This is a genomic window from Methylobacterium sp. J-043 (assembly GCF_022829505.1).
Classification (GTDB): Bacteria; Pseudomonadota; Alphaproteobacteria; order Rhizobiales; family Beijerinckiaceae; genus Methylobacterium; species Methylobacterium extorquens_A.
Genome location: NZ_JAKSYB010000065.1, coordinates 83,095 through 100,996 on the forward strand (window position 1 = coordinate 83,095; position 17,902 = coordinate 100,996).

The window sequence follows — 17,902 nt, forward strand, 5'->3', positions numbered from 1 at the left end:
CACCACCGCTCCGGCTTCGCCTGCGCTTCCCGCAGGCACGACAGGGTGCCTACGGGCCTCTCCCCGCGTGCGGGGAGAGGGGGGAGCCGTCGGCCCGCGCGCGAGCCGCTCCCCATGAACCTCTCCGAACCCTTCATCCGCCGCCCGGTCGCGACGACGCTCCTGACCATCGGCCTGTTGCTCGCCGGCATGTTCGCCTATGTGCGGCTGCCGGTGGCGCCGCTGCCGCAGGTCGATTTCCCCGTCATCCTCGTCCAGGCGCAGATGGCCGGCGCCTCGCCCGAGACCATGGCCACCACCGTGGCCGCGCCGCTGGAACGGCGGCTCGGGGCCATTGCCGACGTCAACGAGATGACCTCGACGAGTTCGACCGGCACGGTGCGGATCGTCCTGCTGTTCGGCCTCAACCGCGACATCGACGGCGCCGCCCGCGACGTCCAGGCGGCGATCAACGCCGCGCGGGCCGACCTGCCGACCTCGCTGCGCACCAATCCGACCTACCGCAAGTTCAACCCGGCCGATTCGCCGATCCTGATCCTCGGCCTCACCTCCGATACGTTGACGCCGGGGCAGCTCTACGATTCCGCCGCGACGGTCGTGCAGCAGCGGATGAGCCAGATCGAGGGGGTCGGCAATGTCGATATCGGCGGCTCGTCGCTGCCGGCGGTACGGGTCGAGCTCGATCCGACGGCCTTGTTCCACTACGGCATCGGCTTGGAGGGCATCCGCGCGGGTCTGGCCTCGGCCAACGCCAACTCGCCCAAGGGCGACATCGTCGCGGGCGATCGCCGCTACCAGCTCTACGCCAACGACCAGGGCCGGCAGGCCTCCGACTATCGCGACATCGTCGTGGCCTACCGCAACGGCGCCGCCGTGCGGCTCGCCGACGTCGGCGAGGTGGTCGATTCGGTCGAGGACAAGCGCAACCTCGGCTTGGTCGACGGCAAGCCGGGCGTGATCCTGTTCATCTACAAGCAGCCCGGCTCCAACGTCGTCGAGACGGTGGAGCGCGTGCGTGCGGCGATCCCGCAGGCGAAGGCGGCGCTGCCCGGCGACATCGACCTCAACATCTCCGGCGACCGCTCGGCCACGATCCGCGCTTCGCTGGCGAGCACCGAGGAGACGCTGGTCATCGCGGTCATCCTCGTGATCTTCGTCACCTTCATCTTCCTGCGCTCGTGGCGGGCGACGCTGATCCCGGCGGTGGCGGTGCCGATCTCGATCATCGGCACCTTCGCGGCGATGTGGATGCTCGGCTACTCCCTCGACATCCTGTCGCTGATGGCGCTCATCATCGCGACCGGCTTCGTCGTGGATGATGCCATCGTCGTGCTGGAGAACATCCAGCGGCACATCGAGGCGGGCAAGCCACGGGTCGAAGCGGCCCTGCTCGGCGCCCGCGAGGTCGGCTTCACCGTCGTCTCGATGAGCCTGTCGCTCATCGCCGTGTTCCTGCCGATCCTGCTGATGGGCGGCATCGTCGGCCGGCTGTTCCAGGAATTCGCGGTCACGCTGTCGATGGCGATCCTCGTCTCGCTCGTGCTCTCGCTCACGACGACGCCGATGATGTGCGCGCTGCTCCTCAAGCCCGAGGCGCAGATGCATGCCGGCAAACGCCCCAACATTCTGCTGCGCGGATTAGAGGGCGGCTTCGACGCGGTGCTGCGGGGTTACGAGCGGACGCTCCGTTTCGCCCTCCGTCACCGGCGGCTGACGGTGCTCAGCGTGTTCATCGCGATCGGGCTCACGGTCTACGGCTACATCATCGTGCCGAAGGGCTTCTTCCCCGATCAGGATACCGGCCAGCTCATGGGCGGCATCCAGGCCGACCAGCGCATCTCGTTCCAGTCGATGAAGGACAAGCTGGAGCGCGCGAGTGCCATCGTGCAGGCGGACCCGGCGGTGGAGAGCATCGTCGGATTCACCGGCGGGCGCGGCACCAACTCCGCCAACGTCTTCGTCGGGCTGAAACCCCGCGGCGAACGCGAGCCCATCGAGACCGTGATGGCCCGACTTCGGCCCAAACTCGCCCAGGTCGCGGGCGCGCGCCTGTTCCTGTTCCCGCGCCAGGATCTCAGGATGGGTGGGCGCCAGAGCTTCGCCCAGTACCAGTACACGCTTCAAGGCGACACCGCGGCCGAACTCTACGCCGCCTCGCCGAAGCTGCTGCAAGCCTTGCAGAAGCGCACCGACATCTTCGCCGACGTGACCTCGGACCAGCAGGAGGGCGGGCTGGAGAGCCGCCTCGTCATCGATCGGGCGACCGCCTTCCGCTACGGCATCACCCCGGACCAGATCGACAACACCCTCTACGATGCCTTCGGCCAGCGGCAGGTCTCGACGATCTACAACCCGCTCAACCAGTACCACGTGGTGATGGAGATCGCGCCGCGATACCTCCAGAACCCGGAGGTGTTAAAGACGATCTACGTCTCGACCACGGGCGGCCGGGCGCGGGGCTCGGCCACCACCAACGCAGTCGCCGGCACGGTGGCGGGGGGCGGGACCACGACGGCTTCGCAAGCCTCGACCTCCGGCACGTCCACCACCGACACGGCGGCCACCATCGCCGCCGACTCGGCGCGAAACGCCGCGGGCAACGCCATCGCCGCGAGCCGGGGCAGCGCCTCGTCGAGCGCGCCGGTGTCAAGCGCCAAGGAGACAATGGTGCCGCTCTCGGCCTTCGCCCATTTCGAGACCGGCAACGCCCCCGTCCAGGTGGCGCACCAGGGCCTGTTCGTGGCCACCACCATCTCGTTCAACCTCGTGCCCGGCAAGAGTCTGGGCGAGGCCACCGCAGTTATCGACCAGACCATGCTCGATCTGCAATTGCCGCAGACCATTCACGGCGAGTTCGCGGGCGCGGCCAAGAGCTACCAGGAATCCTCATCGCGCCAGCCGCTGCTGATCCTCGCTGCCCTGCTCGCCGTCTACGCCGTGCTCGGCATCCTCTACGAGAGCTACATCCACCCGATCACGATTCTCTCGACCCTGCCCTCCGCCGGGATTGGTGCCATCGTCGCGCTGCTCACGACCGGAACCGAATTCACCATCGTCGCCCTGATCGCGGTGTTCCTTTTGATCGGCATCGTGAAGAAGAACGCCATCCTGATGATCGATTTCGCCATCGATGCGGAGCGCAGTCGCGGCCTGACGCCGAGGGAGGCGATCTACGAGGCCTGCCTCCTGCGCTTCCGCCCGATCATGATGACGACGCTCGCCGCCATCCTCGGCGCGGCGCCGCTCATCGTCGCGGGCGGCGAGGGGGCCGAGCTGCGCCGGCCCCTCGGCATCGCGATCGTCGGTGGACTCATCGTCAGCCAGATCCTGACCCTCTACACGACACCGGTCGTCTACCTGTATCTCGACCGTCTCCGGCTCTGGGCGAAGCGTCGCCGGGGCGGACCGGCGGCGGTGCCGGCCGAGTGAGGATGGATGTTTCGTGATCCGTGATTTGCGCGAAGGCCGCCTGCGTCGAGCGGGGAGGGGAGGGGCTGCGGCTCTGCTCCGTCTCTCGGGCGTCGCCGTGCTGGCCGCGACCACCTCCGGCTGCCTAGTCGGACCCGATTATGCGCGCCCCTCCGTCGAGACGCCGCTCGGTTTCAAGCAGGGCGGGATGCGCGAGGACAGCCTCGCCTATGTCCAGGCGCAGAAGGGTTGGCGCCCGGCACTGCCGAACGACGCGGCCGAGCGCGGCGACTGGTGGCGGGCCTTCAACGACCCGACCCTCGACCGGCTGATCCGCTCCATCGACGTCGACAACCAGAACCTCCGCGCCCAGGTCGCGGTCTACGATCAGGCCCGCGCCCTCGTCGCGCAGGCGCGCGCCGCCCTGTTTCCCACTGTGATCGGCGCGCCGGGCATCACCCGGTCGCGGGCGCTGGGCGCCGAGCGCACCACCGTCTCGCTCCAGGGGCAGGCGAGCTGGGAACTCGATCTGTTCGGCGGCATCCGCCGCCAGATCGAGAGCGATGTCGCCTCCGCCCAGGCCTCGGCCTCCGATCTCGCCCTCGTGCGTCTCAGCCTTCAGGCGGAACTGGCCACCAACTACCTCCAGCTGCGCTATCAGGATTCGCTGAAGCGGGTGCTGGAGGAGAATGTCGAGGGCTTCAAGCGCAGCCTCAGCATCGCCGAGAACCAGTACAACGCAGGTGTCGCCGCCCGCTCCGACGTCATCACCGCACAGACGCAGCTTCAGACGACCCAGGCCTCGCTGATCGCCGTCGATCTCCAGCGGGCGACCTTCGAGCACGCGGTGGCGATTCTCACCGGCCGCCCACCCTCCGAGGTGAAGCTTCCCTTCGCGCTCCTGCCGGTGCGTCCGCCCTCGGTGCCGGTCGGCATCCCGTCCGATCTCTTGGAGCGTCGGCCCGACATCGCCGGGGCCGAGCGGCTGGTTCAGGCGCAGAGCGAGCAGATCGGTGTGGCGGTCTCCGCCTTCTATCCGACGGTAACGCTCTCGGCCTCGGGCGGCATCTCGGGCGCGACGAGCAACGGTGTGTTCTCGGCTGCCAACCGCGTCTGGTCGATCGCCGCGAACGGCTCTCAGGTGCTCTTCGACGGCGGCGCCCGCGCCGCGGTGCTGCAAACGGCGCGGGCTGCCTACGAGGCGGCGGTGGCCAATTATCGCCAGACGGTGCTGACCGCCTTCGGCGAGGTCGAGAACGGGCTGGCCGGCGTGCGAATCCTCGCCCGGCAGCAGGCCAAGCAGGACGAGGCGGTCGCCTCGGCGCGTCGCGCGGTCGAGATCACCCTCAACGAGTACCGGGCCGGCACGCAGAACTACACCACTGTCGTGACCGCCCAGGCGCTGCTCATCAACAACGAGGTCACCGCGCTCCAGATTCGCCTCAACCGCTTCACCACCGCCGTGGCGCTGATCCGGGCGCTGGGGGGCGGCTGGGATGCCCGCTCGCTGCCGACCGGCGAGGAGCTGAAGGGCGTGCGCCTGCCGATCGACGGAGGCTCGGCCGTTCGCACCGACGAGTAGGTCTTGCAGGGCAGCTCGGCCGGAACAGGAACCGCCGGCCTCTGTTGAAACCGGGATTCCAGCGGCCGGCCTCTTGCCGGCCGAAAGCCCCGGATGGTCCATGCCCGACGCCCCCGTTCACGACACGCCCGACACGCCGAAGACCCCGGCCTGCACCTTCGTGATCTTCGGTGCCGGCGGCGACCTGACGAAGCGCCTCCTGATGCCGGCCCTCTACAATCTCGCGGGCGGCGGGCTGCTCGACGAAGGCTTCTCCGTGCTCGGCGTCGACCACAACCCGCTGACCGACGAAGGCTGGCGGGACGACCTGACGAAGACCATGGAGTCCTTCACCCGGGATCCGTCCGCCGAGTTCCATGCCGAGCGGATCGACCCGCGCCCCTGGGGCTTCATCCGCGAGCGACTGCATGTGATGCAGGGCGATTTCGCCGACGAGGCTACCTTCAAGGATCTCGCCGGGCGCCTTCACGGCAACGTCGTGTTCTACCTCGCGGTCGCGGCACGGTTCTTCGGCCCTGTGGTCGAGGGGCTCGGCAAGGCCGGCCTGCTGAAGCAGACGGACGACGCGTTCCGCCGCGTCGTCATCGAGAAGCCGTTCGGCTCCGACTTCGCTTCCGCGAAAGCGCTCAACGAAACCATCCTGGCGCAGGGCGACGAAAGCCAATTCTACCGGATCGACCATTTCCTCGGGAAGGAGACGGTTCAAAGCATCCTGGCGATCCGCTTCGCCAACGCGATGCTGGAGCCGATCTGGCGGCACCAATACGTCGATCACGTCGAGATCACCGCCGCCGAGACCATCGGCGTCGAAGAGCGCGGCCGCTTCTATGAGCCGACGGGCGCGCTGCGGGACATGGTGCCCAACCACCTGTTCCAGCTTCTCACCATGGTGGCGATGGAGCCGCCCGCTGCCTTCGACGCCGAAATCGTGCGCGACGAGAAGACGAAGCTGGTCAAGGCGGTCCGCCCGATCACGCCGGAGAATGCCGTGCGCGGCCAGTATGCGGCGGGACGCGAGGAGGGCAAGGACGTCCCAGGCTACCGCGACGAGCCGGATGTGGCCGAGGACTCACGGACCGAAACCTACGTTGCCCTCAAGCTTGAGATCGAGAACGAACGCTGGTCGGGTGTGCCGTTCGTCCTGCGCACTGGTAAGCGGCTGGCCGAGCGGCGCACCGAAATCGCGGTGCATTTCAAGCCGACGCCGCTCACGCTGTTCCGCGGGGCGGAGGGCGGCGACCTCACCCCGAACGTCATGCGCCTGCGCCTGGACCCGGCGCCCGGTTCGGCCACGCGCCTCAACGTGAAGCGGCCGGGGCCGCAGATGCATCTCGCCGCGATCGAGACCGGCTTTAGCTACGGCGACTTCTTCGACCCGGCGCCGACCGTCGGCTACGAGAGCCTGATCTACGATTGCCTGATGGGCGACCCGACCCTGTTCCAGCGCGCCGATACCATCGAAGCGAGCTGGGCTGCCGTCGATCCGCTGCTCAAGGCGTGGAAGGACGCGCCGGTCTGCTTCTATCCGGCGGGTACGCCCGGCCCGAAGGAGGCGGATGATCTGCTGGCGCGCGACGGGCGCACGTGGCTGCCGCTGGGAGAGAAGTGACCGCGGCTTCCGGATAAGCGCCGACCGAGCAGAGCAACCCCTCGCCCCGCTTGCGGGGAGAGGGGAAGACAGCGGCGACGGATGTGAAGTAAAGCGGCGAAGATGCGGCGCCCTCAGACCGCCTGCGTCTCCAACTCGCGCAGGATCGCGTCGCCCATCTCGGCGGTGCTAATCGGGGTCTGGCCCTCGCCGACGATATCGCGGGTGCGGGCGCCGGCGGCGAGCGCCCGAGTGATTGCGCCCTCCACGAGGTCGGCGGCGTCGCCGAGGCCGAAGGAGTAGCGCAGGCACATGGCGAGCGAGCCGATCATCGCAATCGGGTTGGCGTAGCCCTTGCCGGCGATGTCGGGGGCCGAGCCGTGGACCGGCTCGTAGAGCGCCTTGCGGGTGCCGCGCGCGTCGGTGGCGCCGAGCGAGGCGGAGGGCAGCATGCCGAGCGAGCCGGTGAGCATCGCCGCGACATCCGAGAGCACGTCGCCGAACAGGTTGTCGGTCACCAGCACGTCGAACTGCTTGGGGCGGCGCACGAGCTGCATGGCGCAGTTATCGGCGAGAACGTGCTCTAGCTCGACCTCGCTGTAATGCTCGGCATGAACCTGTGTGACGACCTCCTTCCACAGGACGCCGGTCTTCATCACGTTGTTCTTCTCGGCCGAGGCAACCCGGCCGGAGCGCTTGCGGGCGAGGTCGAAGGCGACGTGGGCGATCCGCTCGATCTCGGCGGTGGTGTAGACCTGCGTGTCGACCGCCCGCTTCGAGCCGTCTTCCAGCGTGGTGATCTCCTTCGGCTCGCCGAAGTAGACGCCGCCGGTCAGCTCGCGCACGATCATGATGTCGAGGCCCTCGACCAGCTCGCGCTTGAGGGCCGAGGCGTCTGCGAGCGCCGGGTAGCAGATCGCCGGGCGCAGGTTGGCGAACAGGCCGAGATCCTTGCGCAGGCGCAGCAGGCCCGCCTCGGGGCGGATGTCATAGCTCACCCCGTTCCACTTCGGTCCGCCGACCGCGCCAAGCAGAATCGCGTCGGCCGCGTCGGCGCGGGCCAGCGTCTCGTCGGCCAGCGGCTTGCCGTGGGCGTCGATGGCCGCGCCGCCGACGAGGTCGTGCTCGGTTTCGAAATCGGCGAGGCCCGCGCTCTTGAGCCAGCCCACCACCTTCTCGACCTCGGCCATCACCTCGGGGCCGATGCCGTCGCCGGGCAGGAGCAGAAGCTTGTAAGTGGTCATGGGGCTGAAATCCGGGCTGATGGCACGCGCCACGTCGCCCGCGCTCTATCGGCGCGGCCCGGCCCCCGCAAGTCCGTCGCTCGGTCCGGCGCTAACCCGCGCGCTTGCCCGAGCGGAACGGGCGCAGCATCCAGGCCATGCGCCCGACCTCGTCCTCCTCCGGGCGCTTGGCGGGGCGCACGGCCCGCTCGGGCGCGGAGGAGCCGATCTCGTGGATGATCTGTTCCAGTAGAGGCGGAATTTCCTGGCCGTACTCGTCGAGGAGGACGGCGGCGTCCAGCAGGGCCTGGACCTGATCGTCGGGAATGGGACGGCTCATGATCTGCGCGTCGAGCGCCTGATCGGCCAGCAACGTCGCGAGGCGGGAGACCTCCGACAGACCGGCCGGTGCCGAGAGACCGCTGCTCATCGATGGAATACCCTCATGATCGAACGGAGGCCCACGATAATCCGTGTTGGTGAGCCAATCCTTTCACCATGTTCGATTCTCGCGTGCCGAAAACGACCTGATCGTGATGGGAAGCATTGCCACGAGTGCTTTCCGAGCGTGGGCCGGAAGGGCTAAGGTTGCGCCGTGCACAATTCGCGTTTTCCCGACCCCATCGCCGCCGGACGCGGCTCCCTCTCACCCGAGACCGGGCCCGCCCGACGTGGAATGGGGATCGTCGCTGTGCCGCTCGTCCTGCTCGCGGCGTGGGCGGGGCCGTCCCAGGCCGGCGCGCCGCGCGGCGGCGCCGGTGCCTGCTATGTTACCGGGGGCGGCGCTCTGGAGATCTGCCGTTCGGCCGACGAGGCCGAGGGCGTCTACGCTGTGCCGCCGCCCTGCCGGTTCGTTCACGACGTGCAGATCCTGCGGTTGAAGGATACCGGGCCGCCGGGCCCGCTTCAGGTGATCTACCGAGCCGAACCGCCGCGCCAGGGCGCTCGCCGCAGCGACGACGCCTGCCCAGCCGATCTGCGCGCCACCGATCCCGCTTCGGGCGGCGCCGTGCGGATCGGCCGACAGATCGAGACGCTGGCGACGATCCTGCCGCCGACCGATCCGCGCTTCTGGAGCGAAGGGCTCAAGGGTGCCGGTTCGGCGCGGGCCGAACAGCCGCGCCGCCGCAGCCGGGCGACCCGGCAGGCACGGCGGGAGGCCCGCCGGGCGGCGCGCGAGGCGGGCCGAGACGATAAGATGACCTTCCGCGCTCAGGCCTCCGCGCCGGAGGACGATCCGTCCGGCAATGCGATGCTGGTCGCGGGGCGCGATTGGGCGGGCGACCCGTACTACGCCATCCTCGCCACCGCGACGGAGCCGTCCGGGGAGGGCCGCCGCCGGGTGCTGGTCCAGGCGCGGACCTACGATTTCCAGAGCCTCGACCTGCGCGTCGAGTCCGATCCCGGCACCGAATGGCGGCCGTTCGGAGCGCCTGCCACGGAGGAGAAGGGGCGTCGGCGTGGGCGCGCACGACCGGCGGCGATGAAGCCCGCCCCGGTGCTGGACGATACGGGCAAGCCGATCGTCGGAAACTGCGCCGCGCCGGACTTCGAGGCGCGGGGCCTGACCGGTTCGATCAGCGCGGTCGATCGTGTCTACCACTACTTCTATACCGACGTCGTGCCCGCCGATTGCGATGCGCCGCGGAGCCGGCGGCGGATGGCGCTGTACCTGCGCACGAGCCGCGATCCGCTGGCGGAGCGCACGTGGTCGGCCCCCGTCACGCTGATCGAGAGCCTGCCGGCCGAGACCGAGATCCGCGTCGCCAAGGCGCGGGGTATGGACCGTTGGGCCGTGGCCTATTCCTGCTCGCGGCCGGTCACGGTCTCGGGCGGGCCCGTCGCCGACATCTGCCTGCACTACACCGCCGATCTCTCGCCCGGCAGCCTCACCGCCCTGACGCTCTATGCCGAGCCCGTCGCGGCCGGCCACGCCACCGCCTATCTCGGCCTGCGCTCCGGCGGCGACGCGCTCGGGCGCTTCACCCGTGACGGCTTCGGCTGGATGACCGACCGCTACGGCAATCTCGACGCGCCGACGATCTACCCCGACAAGGGCGGCTTCCTGACTTGGCTCGACCGCCGGGCCCCGCGGATCGACGGCAGCGATGCCTCCTCGCTCTACGGCCGATCCGTCTACTGGGCGACATGGACGGTTCGCCCCCGCGCCGCCACGCCGTGATCGCGTGACGATTTCGGGCCCGCGTTCGACAGAGGGATGGATGTCCCCCGTGGCGCCGTCGATGTTCGAGAGACCTTGAACACCCGTCGCCGGGCCGGACATCGTCCCGGCGCGGGTGATGCGTACTCAGATTGCCTCTCGAAGGTGCGGTAAGGAGCAGGCCATGACGGTCACGACACTCGACTCCCAGTCCGAGCGGCGCGGGGCCGACGTTCTGCTGGAGGTGCTGCGCTCGGAGGGCGTCCGGTACATCTTCGGCAATCCCGGCACGACCGAGCTGCCGCTGATCGATGCGCTGACGGACGCGCCCGACATCGCCTACGTGCTCGCCCTTCAGGAGGCGAGCGCCGTCGCCATGGCCGACGGCTACGCGCAGGGCGCACGCCGGCCGGGCTTCCTCAACCTGCACACGGCCGGCGGCCTCGGCCACGGCATGGGCAACCTGCTCAACGCCCAGATCTCCGGCACGCCGCTCGTCGTCACGGCGGGCCAGCAGGATTCGCGGCACGTCATCACCGATCCGCTGCTGTTCGGTGACCTGACCACCATCGCCGCGCCGACCGTGAAGTGGGCGCGCGAGGTGACGCATGCCGACCAGCTTCCGGTGCTCTTGCGCCGCGCCTTCAACGATGCCGCGGCGGCGCCCTCCGGGCCGGTCTTCCTGTCGCTGCCGATGGACGTGATGGAGGCGATGACCTCCGCGCCGCTCGGGGAGGCTTCGAATATCGACCACCACGCGGTGGCCGGCTCCCTCGACCGGCTCGCGGACTATCTCACGGGCATCGCGCCGGGGCGGCTTGCGCTGATTGCCGGCGACGAGGTCGATGCCAGCGACGCCTCGGCCCAGGCGGTGCGGCTCGCCGACCTTCTCGCCGCACCGGTCTATGGTTCGTCCTGGCCGGCGCATATCCCGTTCCCGACCGCTCACCCGCTCTGGATGGGCAACCTGCCGACCAAGGCGAGCGGCATCGCCGAGATCCTGGGCCGCTACGACGCGGTGTTCGCGCTCGGTGGCAAGTCGCTCATCACCGTCCTCTACACCGAAGGCTCGGCCGTCCCCCCCGGCACGCAGGTGTTCCAGCTCTCGGCCGATGCACGCGACCTCGGCCGCACCTACGCGACGCAACTCTCGACGGTGGGCAACGTCCGCGCTTCGCTCGACGTGCTGCTGCCGCTCTTGGAAGCACGGCTCGCGCCCCGTGCCGAGACCTATGCCCGCCTGCGCCGTGAGGCCGTCGCCGCCTACGACGCGCGCCGGGCCGCCCTGGCGGCCAAGGCGCAGGCCGCCTTCGCCGATCCGGTCATTCACCCCCTCGTCGCCGCCTGGGAGATCGCGCGCGTCGTGGGCTCCGATGTCGCGATCATCGACGAGGCACCGGCGACGCTCGGGCATCTGCGCACGATCCTGCACAGCACCTGGACACGGCAGTATTCATCGATCCGCGGCGGCGTGCTCGGCTGGGGCATGCCCGCCTCGGTCGGCTTCTCGCTCGGGCTCGACCGGGCGCCGGTGGTCTGCATCGTCGGCGACGGCGCGGCGATGTACTCGCCCCAGGCGCTCTGGACCGCCGCGCACGAGGGGCTGCCGGTGACCTTCGTCGTCATCAACAATGCCGAGTACAACATCCTGAAGCAGTTCATGAAATCGCAGATGCACTACGCCTCGGTGCGGGCGAACCGCTTCATCGCCATGGACCTCACCGAGCCGCGCATCGACTTCCTGGCGCTCGCCACTTCGATGGGCGTGCCTTCCCGGCGGGTCGAGCGGGCGGCGGACATCGCCGGTGCGGTCGAGGCGGGTATCCGTTCGGGCGCGCCGAACCTCGTGGAAGTGGTCGTCAGCGCCGCGTGACGGCCTCAGTAGCCCGGCCGATGCCGCCGACCCTCGTCTTCGACACGGATTGCGTGCTCTGCGCCGGGATGCTGCGCTTCGTGCTGGCGCATGAGCGCAGCCACAGCCTGCACTTCATGGGCGCGTGGTCCGGCGAGGGGCTCGACCTCGCCGCCCGCCACGGCTTCACCGAAGCCGATCTCAACGGCACCTTCCTGCTGGTTCAGGATGGGCGGGCGCTGACGCGTTCGGATGCCGCGCTCGCCGTGGCGGGGTATCTCAAGGCGCCCTGGCGCTGGTGCCGGGTGTTCGGGATCGTTCCGACGCCGCTGCGTGATCGCCTCTACGGCTTCGTCGCACGATACCGCTATCGCTGGTTCGGCCGTCGAGAGGATTGCGCCCGGGTGCCGCCGGACCAGCAGCACCGCTTCCACGGCGTGCGGCCGGCGGACCCGCCGCAACCAGAGTAAGGAATCAGGCCTTGCGTGCCACGGTGAACCGGGCGGCATCCTTGAGCACCTGCGCCCGCTCGCCCCAGGGGGCGACCGCCTCCTCGCAAACCGCCACCAGCCGGTCGCACTCCGCCCGCGCGCCGTCGAGGCCGAGGCGGTCGACCAGCGTCGCCTTGCCAGCCTCCTTGTCCTTGCCGGTGGCCTTGCCCATCGCTTCCGGGGAGGCCTCGCGGTCCAGAATGTCGTCGGCGACCTGGAAGGCTTGGCCCAATGCCTTGCCGTAGCGCAGCAGTGCCGCCCGCTCGTCCGCATTCGCGCCGCCGACGAGAGCGCCGGCCTCGACCGAGAAAGCGAGGATCGCGCCGGTCTTCATCGCCTGCATCCGCAGGGTGTCGTCGATATCCATGGTGGCCGGGCCGAAGCGCCCCTCGGCCGAGAGGTCGAGAAGCTGGCCGCCGACCATGCCGCCGAGCCCGGAGGCGCGGGCGAGGCCGAGCACGAGTTCGGCCCGGATCGCCGGATCGGGCTGCCAGCGCGGGTCGGCGGTCACCTCGAAGGCCAGCGTCTGAAGCGCGTCGCCGACGAGGATCGCGGTGGCCTCGTCGAAGGCCTTGTGGACGGTGGGCTTGCCGCGGCGCAGGTCGTCGTCGTCCATCGCCGGCAGGTCGTCGTGGACGAGGCTGTAGCAGTGGACGAGTTCGACGCCGGCGCCGGCCGCGAGCGCGGCATCCTCGGCCCCGCCGAGCATCCGCGCGGTCTCGATGGCGAGGAACGGCCGCAGGCGCTTGCCGCCGCCGAGCACGGCGTGGCGCATCGCCTCCATCAGCCGGGGCGGCCGGGCAATCTCGCCCTCTTGCAGGGTCGGCCCGAGCAGATCAACGAGGAAGGTCTCGACGGTGTCGGCGACCCCAGCGAGCCTGTGGGTAAAGTCACCCGTATAGGCGTCCGCCTTGACCGAGGGGTGGGAAGCCTGCGTTGAGGTCATCGGAAGGGGCCTGGATCGGGGAGGGGCGGACGCGACGTGGCGGTGCCGGAGGACAGCGAGGCGGAACGGCACGGGCGCGACCTGCGAAGGATTCCTTCGCCGAAGCCCCTCGCGAGGACTCCCGCGCCGCGGAACCCCGCCCCGAGGCGTCGAACCGGGCTGCGGCGCGCCGCCACCCTGATCACGCTCGCTCCCATTGCCATTCTTGCCTTCACGCTCACGCTCGCGCTCGTCTATAGCGTGGCGACCCCGCCCTCAACCCTGATGCTGGGCCGTTGGTTGACGCTTCAGGGCGCGCAGCGGGACAGTGTGAAGCTGGAGGCGATCGCGCCCGCCCTGGTCCAGGCGGTGATGGCCTCCGAGGATCAGCGCTTCTGCCTGCATAACGGCGTCGATTGGGGCGCCCTGCGTGACGTGGTGGACGACGAGGAGGGCCCGAGCCGCGGCGCCTCGACCATCACCATGCAGACGGTCAAGAACGTCTTCCTGTGGCCGGGCCGCTCCTACATCCGCAAGGGGCTCGAAATCCCGCTTGCGGTGATGGCCGACGCGGTCTGGGGCAAGCGCCGGACGATGGAGATCTATCTCAACGTCGCCGAGTGGGGGGAGGGCATCTTCGGGGCCGAGGCCGCCGCCCGCCACTGGTTCCGCAAGAGCGCACGCGACCTGACCCGGGGCGAGGCGGCCCTGCTTGCCGCCGTGCTGCCGAACCCGATCCTGCGCAGCGCCGGCAAACCGACCCGCGGGGTGCGGGCGATCGCCGGGCGCATCCAGAGCCGGATGGGTCAGGTGGATGGGCTGATGGGATGTTTGAAGCGCTGACCGGCGGAGCCCGGTCTCTGGCGAGCGGGCCGGCCAGCGCCGGGGCACCTGACCGCAATCGTGCCGAGGGATGTCGCCGATCCATGGACAAGATCGACCTGAAGAAGCGCTTCAAGAAACTCTACAGCGCACCGACGCGGGAGTTTGCCGAAATTCACGTTCCGACCCGGACCTTCGTCAAAGTCGATGGCGAGGGCGACCCCAATGTCGCCGAGTCCTACCGCACGGCGGTCACGTGGCTCTACGGCGTCAGCTACGCGATGAAGTTCGCTGCCAAGTCCCTCGGACAGGACTATGTCGTGCCGCCGTTGGAGGCGCTCTGGTGGGCCGACGATCCCGGCAGCTTCGTTCGGCGCGAGAAGGAAAGTTGGCGCTGGACCGTCATGATCTCAGCTCCTGATTTCGTCACGGACACCATGTTCGAGGCCGCCGCGACGAAGATGGGTGACAAGCTCGGAGCGCCGCCGAACGCGATGCGCTTCGAGCCCTACGACGAGGGCAGGGCGCTCCAAATCCTGCACATCGGGCGATACGACGACGAAGGTCCGACACTGAAGCACCTGCACGACGAGGTCATGCCGAGTCGGGGCGTGACCTTCAACGGCCCGCATCACGAGATCTATCTCAGCGATCCCCGCAAGACGGAGCCCGCCAAACTGAAGACGATCCTGCGCCAGCCCATCCGGTAGGAGCCTCGGAGGCGACGCACGTCGTCGGATTTCGCCTCAACCCTTCTCCGCCTCGCACAGCTGCGTCACCGCCCGCTCGTAGCCCTTCGCGTCGAACTTCCTGAGCGAGTTCTCGCTCTGGTAGCGCACGCTCCCGAAAATCTTCCGGGTCTGCCAAGGGCGGTCGTGCAGCCCGAAGATCCAGGCAACGTTGGTGAAGGAGTTCGCGTCGCGCCCATCGAGGAAGTAGCGGTTGTTGAGCCGCAGCGTCCGGGCGAACGCCTCCTCCGGGGAGGGCGACCATTCGAGGATCTTCTTGCCCCAGTACATGCGGAGCTGGTTGTGCATGTAACCGGTCTCGCGCATCTCGCGCATGGCGACGTTCCAGTAATGGTCGTGGGTCTTCCCCTCCGCCAGTTCCTCTTCGGAATAGAGTTTCGGGCGCTCGTCGTCGGCATGCTCAGCCAGCGTCTTGCGGGCCCAGTCGGGCACGGCGTGGGCGTAGTCGTCGTAGCCCTGGGTGTGGAAGACGTGGTTCATCGCCAGTTCGCGCCGGACGATCAACTCCTCGAGATAGGCCGAGCGGTCGTCGGGGTCGCCGTCCTTGGCGGTGCGGATCGCCAGTGCGATCTCGACCGGCGAGATGTGCCCGAAATGCAGGTAGGGGCTCATGTGGGAGGCCGCCCCCGCCTCCGGCTTGTTGCGGCCGGCGCCGTAGCCGGCGAACGCGTCCTTCACGAAGCGCTTGAGATGCCCGGCGGCCTCGGTGTAGCCGCCGCGGAAGCGCTTCACCGGGCCGACCGTGGTGTCGAGCGTCAGCTTCGCGAGAAGCTTGTCCGGGTCCGAGACGTCGAGCCCGTCCTTCAGTTTCAAGCGCTTGAGTAGCCCTTCGGCCGGGTGATCGACCCTGCGCGGTTTGACGGGTTCGAGGTAATCGTCCCAGAGCTTGCGCAGCTTCGGGCGCAGGGTGCGGGCGGCGTATTCGTGCTTGGTCGAGGCGGTCTCGACCGGCACCACCACATCCCCCTCGACCTGGACGATCCGGCCTTGCGCCGCGCGTCCGATCTCATCGTACCAACGCTTCTGGATCGCGAGGTAGCCGCGGTCGAGCACCAGCAGCGCGGCTTTGTCCGAGAGGTCGACGGCGACCTCCGCGGGCGTCGCCCGGCGTACGAAAAAGGCGATGCCGCGCTTCTCCAGGGCGGCGGCCGCGTCGGCGAGCCCCTGGAGCAGGAAGGCGTAGTGCCGGGCATTGGCCTCGGGGAAGCCGTTGGCGCCGTCGAGCAGGCCGAAGCAGACGAGAAGCGGGAGTTCGAGGCGGTTGGCCTCCTCGATCGCGAGTTCCAGCGCCGGATTGAACGGAACGCGCATGGCCTGCTGCATCAGGTACAGCACGTGATCGGCGCCCTCGCGTGGCGGAACGTCGTTCAGCACCCGGATGCGGGCCGGTTGGATCGCCATGGTTCGAAAACGCCCCGTCTCGGCTGCTTCTGTTCGGTCCATCTCCGCCGAGGCAACCGGACGCGCCGATTCGGGCCCCGCCTTCCATTTCGCGGGTCGGACGTCCCGTTCGGGGCAGGGAATGCGTCAGCGCCAAGAACGTTGCATCGGGCTCGGCCCGACGCGCTCCCCGCCTCCGTGCGTCGCCGGCTGCGGATCAGAAATCGCCAACCCGTTCAGGAATTTGTCGTGCGCGAAAACAATGGGCACAGTTCAATTTACTGCATAGATCGCGGCGATCCATTGCATCCAGGCCTCGAATTCATATGCGGCATTTGAGTGACAGACCCCGGCCGACGTGTGCCTCCGCACGCGCAAACGCGACCATTGCCGGCCAAGCGTCTTGCAAAATTCAGGGCAAAGATCATTTTGTGCATTGCGGGAGCGCAGACGGCGTCTGTCTCCCGCTGCCCTCCTTGGGCGTTTCCTCCCTAGACTTCGGGCCGCCCTCACGGGCGGCTTTTTTTTGTCCTGAGTCCGGGGGCGATTATCCGCGGGCGCGGGCGCGGATCATGAAGTTGTCGTAGGTGTATTCGGCCACTTGGAACCAGAGGTATTCCTCGTTCCGGAAGGTCTTCATCGCGTCGTAGATCCGCTTGAAGTCCTGGTTCTTGGCCGAGAGGTCGGCATAGACCTCGTTCGAGGCCTTGAGCGCGGCTTCCATCACGTCCTGCGGGAAGGGACGCAGCTGCGCGCCGCCAGAAACGAGCCGGCGCAGGGCCTGCGGGTTGCGCGCGTCGTAGCGGGCCTGGACGTCGGCATTCACTTGCGCCGCGGCGGCCTGAAGAATGGCCCGGTACGACTTGGGCAGGCCCTTCCAGGCGTCGGCGTTGATCCAGAAATGCAGGAGCGCGCCGCCCTCCCAGAAGCCGGGATAATGGTAGACCGGCGCGATCTTCTGGAGGCCGAGCTTCTCGTCGTCGTGCGGGCCGATCCATTCGGCCGCATCGAGCGCCTTGCTCTCCAGCGCGGCATAAATTTCCGGCCCCGGCGTCGCCTGCACGGCCGCGCCGAGCTTGGCCAGCACCGTGGCGCCGAGCCCGCCGATGCGCAGCTTGAGACCTTGGAGGTCGCCGACCGTCTTGATCTCCTTGCGGAACCAGCCGCCCATCTGCGCCCCGGTATTGCCGCCGGGCAAAGCCACCAATCCGTTCTTGGCGAAGATCTCGACGAACAACTCCGCCGCGCCGCCCTGGAGCCACCACGCGTTCTGGCCGCGGGCGTTGAGCCCGAACGGCATCGCGGTGGCGAGGGCGAAGGCTGAGTTCTTCGCCATGCCGAAGCTCGCCGGGGCGTGGCCCATCTCGGTCTTGCCGCCGCCGACTGCGTCGAGCAGCCCCTCGGCGGGGACCGACTCGCCCGCGGCCGAGACCTGGATCTGGAAGCGCCCGTCGGTCGCCTCGGCCACCGCTTTCGCAAGACTCTCGGAGGCGCCGAACAGGATGTCGAGGTTGCGCGCATAGCCCGAGGCCAGGCGCCAGCGCAGCTCCGGCGCGGGTTGCTGGGCCTGGGCCGGGCTCGCCAGCGTTCCGGCGCTCAATCCGGCACCGAGGCCGGCGGTCAGCACGGCGCGGCGCTGCAAGGATTTCGGCACGGACTTCGGCAGGGGCTTTTCCATGGATCTCCCGGCTCGTCCCGATCGCTCGAACGCCCTTCCGTGG

13 protein-coding genes are annotated in these 17,902 nt (G+C 68.9%); 8 read left to right on the plus strand and 5 right to left on the minus strand.

All coding sequences use genetic code 11. From position 1 onward, the window contains the following. Positions 1 to 114 precede the first annotated feature (114 nt). The 3 genes from MKK50_RS21590 to zwf all read left to right on the plus strand — a co-directional run bounded on the left by MKK50_RS21590 (position 115) and on the right by zwf (position 6,599). On the plus strand, positions 115 to 3,429 hold the full coding sequence (locus tag MKK50_RS21590; protein ID WP_499025228.1) for an efflux RND transporter permease subunit: 3,315 nt from the start codon (positions 115 to 117) through the stop codon (positions 3,427 to 3,429). A gap of 73 nt (positions 3,430 to 3,502) precedes the next feature. After that, entirely contained in the window at positions 3,503 to 4,990 is a 1,488-nt protein-coding gene (locus MKK50_RS21595; protein WP_499025339.1) for an efflux transporter outer membrane subunit, read from the plus strand. Positions 4,991 to 5,090: 100 nt separating this feature from the next. Further along, entirely contained in the window at positions 5,091 to 6,599 is a 1,509-nt protein-coding gene (zwf, locus tag MKK50_RS21600; RefSeq protein ID WP_499025230.1) for a glucose-6-phosphate dehydrogenase, read from the plus strand. A gap of 113 nt (positions 6,600 to 6,712) precedes the next feature. Here zwf and leuB read toward each other — a convergent pair whose 3' ends face one another. Beyond that, a complete protein-coding gene (gene leuB / locus MKK50_RS21605; protein ID WP_499025232.1) occupies positions 6,713 to 7,822 on the minus strand; it encodes a 3-isopropylmalate dehydrogenase in 1,110 nt (369 codons plus the stop codon). A 91-nt stretch (positions 7,823 to 7,913) separates the two neighbouring features. After that, entirely contained in the window at positions 7,914 to 8,231 is a 318-nt protein-coding gene (locus MKK50_RS21610) for a hypothetical protein (protein WP_253372248.1), read from the minus strand. Between the two features lie 246 nt (positions 8,232 to 8,477). On the opposite strand from MKK50_RS21610, the gene MKK50_RS21615 reads away from it, so the two are divergent. The 3 genes from MKK50_RS21615 (at position 8,478) to MKK50_RS21625 (ending at position 12,284) form a co-directional block, all read left to right on the plus strand. After that, on the plus strand, positions 8,478 to 9,983 hold the full coding sequence (locus tag MKK50_RS21615) for a hypothetical protein (RefSeq protein ID WP_499025233.1): 1,506 nt from the start codon (positions 8,478 to 8,480) through the stop codon (positions 9,981 to 9,983). Between the two features lie 163 nt (positions 9,984 to 10,146). Beyond that, the gene (locus MKK50_RS21620) at positions 10,147 to 11,835 is read left to right on the plus strand and encodes a thiamine pyrophosphate-binding protein (protein ID WP_499025236.1); all 1,689 of its coding nucleotides are present in this window, start codon (positions 10,147 to 10,149) and stop codon (positions 11,833 to 11,835) included. 20 nt (positions 11,836 to 11,855) lie between these two features. Further along, on the plus strand, positions 11,856 to 12,284 hold the full coding sequence (locus MKK50_RS21625) for a thiol-disulfide oxidoreductase DCC family protein (protein ID WP_499025341.1): 429 nt from the start codon (positions 11,856 to 11,858) through the stop codon (positions 12,282 to 12,284). A 4-nt stretch (positions 12,285 to 12,288) separates the two neighbouring features. On the opposite strand, the gene MKK50_RS21630 is transcribed toward MKK50_RS21625, so the two are convergent. Further along, positions 12,289 to 13,251 carry a polyprenyl synthetase family protein gene (locus tag MKK50_RS21630; protein ID WP_253372240.1) on the minus strand — a complete coding sequence of 321 codons (963 nt, stop codon included), beginning with the start codon at positions 13,249 to 13,251 and terminating at the stop codon, positions 12,289 to 12,291. 36 nt (positions 13,252 to 13,287) lie between these two features. Here MKK50_RS21630 and mtgA point away from each other — a divergent pair, with 36 nt between their 5' ends. Further along, complete coding sequence (gene mtgA, locus MKK50_RS21635) at positions 13,288 to 14,073, plus strand: monofunctional biosynthetic peptidoglycan transglycosylase (RefSeq protein ID WP_499025238.1); 786 nt, start codon at positions 13,288 to 13,290, stop codon at positions 14,071 to 14,073. Between the two features lie 83 nt (positions 14,074 to 14,156). After that, positions 14,157 to 14,762, plus strand: a complete 606-nt coding sequence (locus MKK50_RS21640; RefSeq protein WP_499025239.1) for a GyrI-like domain-containing protein — start codon at positions 14,157 to 14,159, stop codon at positions 14,760 to 14,762. A gap of 36 nt (positions 14,763 to 14,798) precedes the next feature. Here MKK50_RS21640 and MKK50_RS21645 read toward each other — a convergent pair whose 3' ends face one another. Both MKK50_RS21645 and MKK50_RS21650 read right to left on the minus strand, forming a co-directional pair. Further along, on the minus strand, positions 14,799 to 16,202 hold the full coding sequence (locus MKK50_RS21645) for a deoxyribodipyrimidine photo-lyase (RefSeq protein ID WP_499025241.1): 1,404 nt from the start codon (positions 16,200 to 16,202) through the stop codon (positions 14,799 to 14,801). Between the two features lie 526 nt (positions 16,203 to 16,728). After that, complete coding sequence (locus MKK50_RS21650) at positions 16,729 to 17,859, minus strand: TRAP transporter substrate-binding protein (RefSeq protein WP_499025242.1); 1,131 nt, start codon at positions 17,857 to 17,859, stop codon at positions 16,729 to 16,731. Positions 17,860 to 17,902 lie beyond the last annotated feature (43 nt).

Excerpts from the sequence above, each read along its gene's own strand:
- MKK50_RS21630 (WP_253372240.1), bottom strand. The coding sequence starts at position 13,251 with ATGACCTCAACGCAGGCTTCCCACCCCTCGGTCAAGGCGGACGCCTAT.
- MKK50_RS21640 (WP_499025239.1), top strand. The coding sequence starts at position 14,157 with ATGGACAAGATCGACCTGAAGAAGCGCTTCAAGAAACTCTACAGCGCA.
- MKK50_RS21590 (WP_499025228.1), top strand. The coding sequence starts at position 115 with ATGAACCTCTCCGAACCCTTCATCCGCCGCCCGGTCGCGACGACGCTC.
- MKK50_RS21610 (WP_253372248.1), bottom strand. The coding sequence starts at position 8,231 with ATGAGCAGCGGTCTCTCGGCACCGGCCGGTCTGTCGGAGGTCTCCCGC.
- MKK50_RS21625 (WP_499025341.1), top strand. The coding sequence starts at position 11,856 with ATGCCGCCGACCCTCGTCTTCGACACGGATTGCGTGCTCTGCGCCGGG.
- MKK50_RS21645 (WP_499025241.1), bottom strand. The coding sequence starts at position 16,202 with ATGGCGATCCAACCGGCCCGCATCCGGGTGCTGAACGACGTTCCGCCA.
- leuB (WP_499025232.1), bottom strand. The coding sequence starts at position 7,822 with ATGACCACTTACAAGCTTCTGCTCCTGCCCGGCGACGGCATCGGCCCC.
- MKK50_RS21650 (WP_499025242.1), bottom strand. The coding sequence starts at position 17,859 with ATGGAAAAGCCCCTGCCGAAGTCCGTGCCGAAATCCTTGCAGCGCCGC.
- MKK50_RS21615 (WP_499025233.1), top strand. The coding sequence starts at position 8,478 with ATGGGGATCGTCGCTGTGCCGCTCGTCCTGCTCGCGGCGTGGGCGGGG.
- MKK50_RS21620 (WP_499025236.1), top strand. The coding sequence starts at position 10,147 with ATGACGGTCACGACACTCGACTCCCAGTCCGAGCGGCGCGGGGCCGAC.
- zwf (WP_499025230.1), top strand. The coding sequence starts at position 5,091 with ATGCCCGACGCCCCCGTTCACGACACGCCCGACACGCCGAAGACCCCG.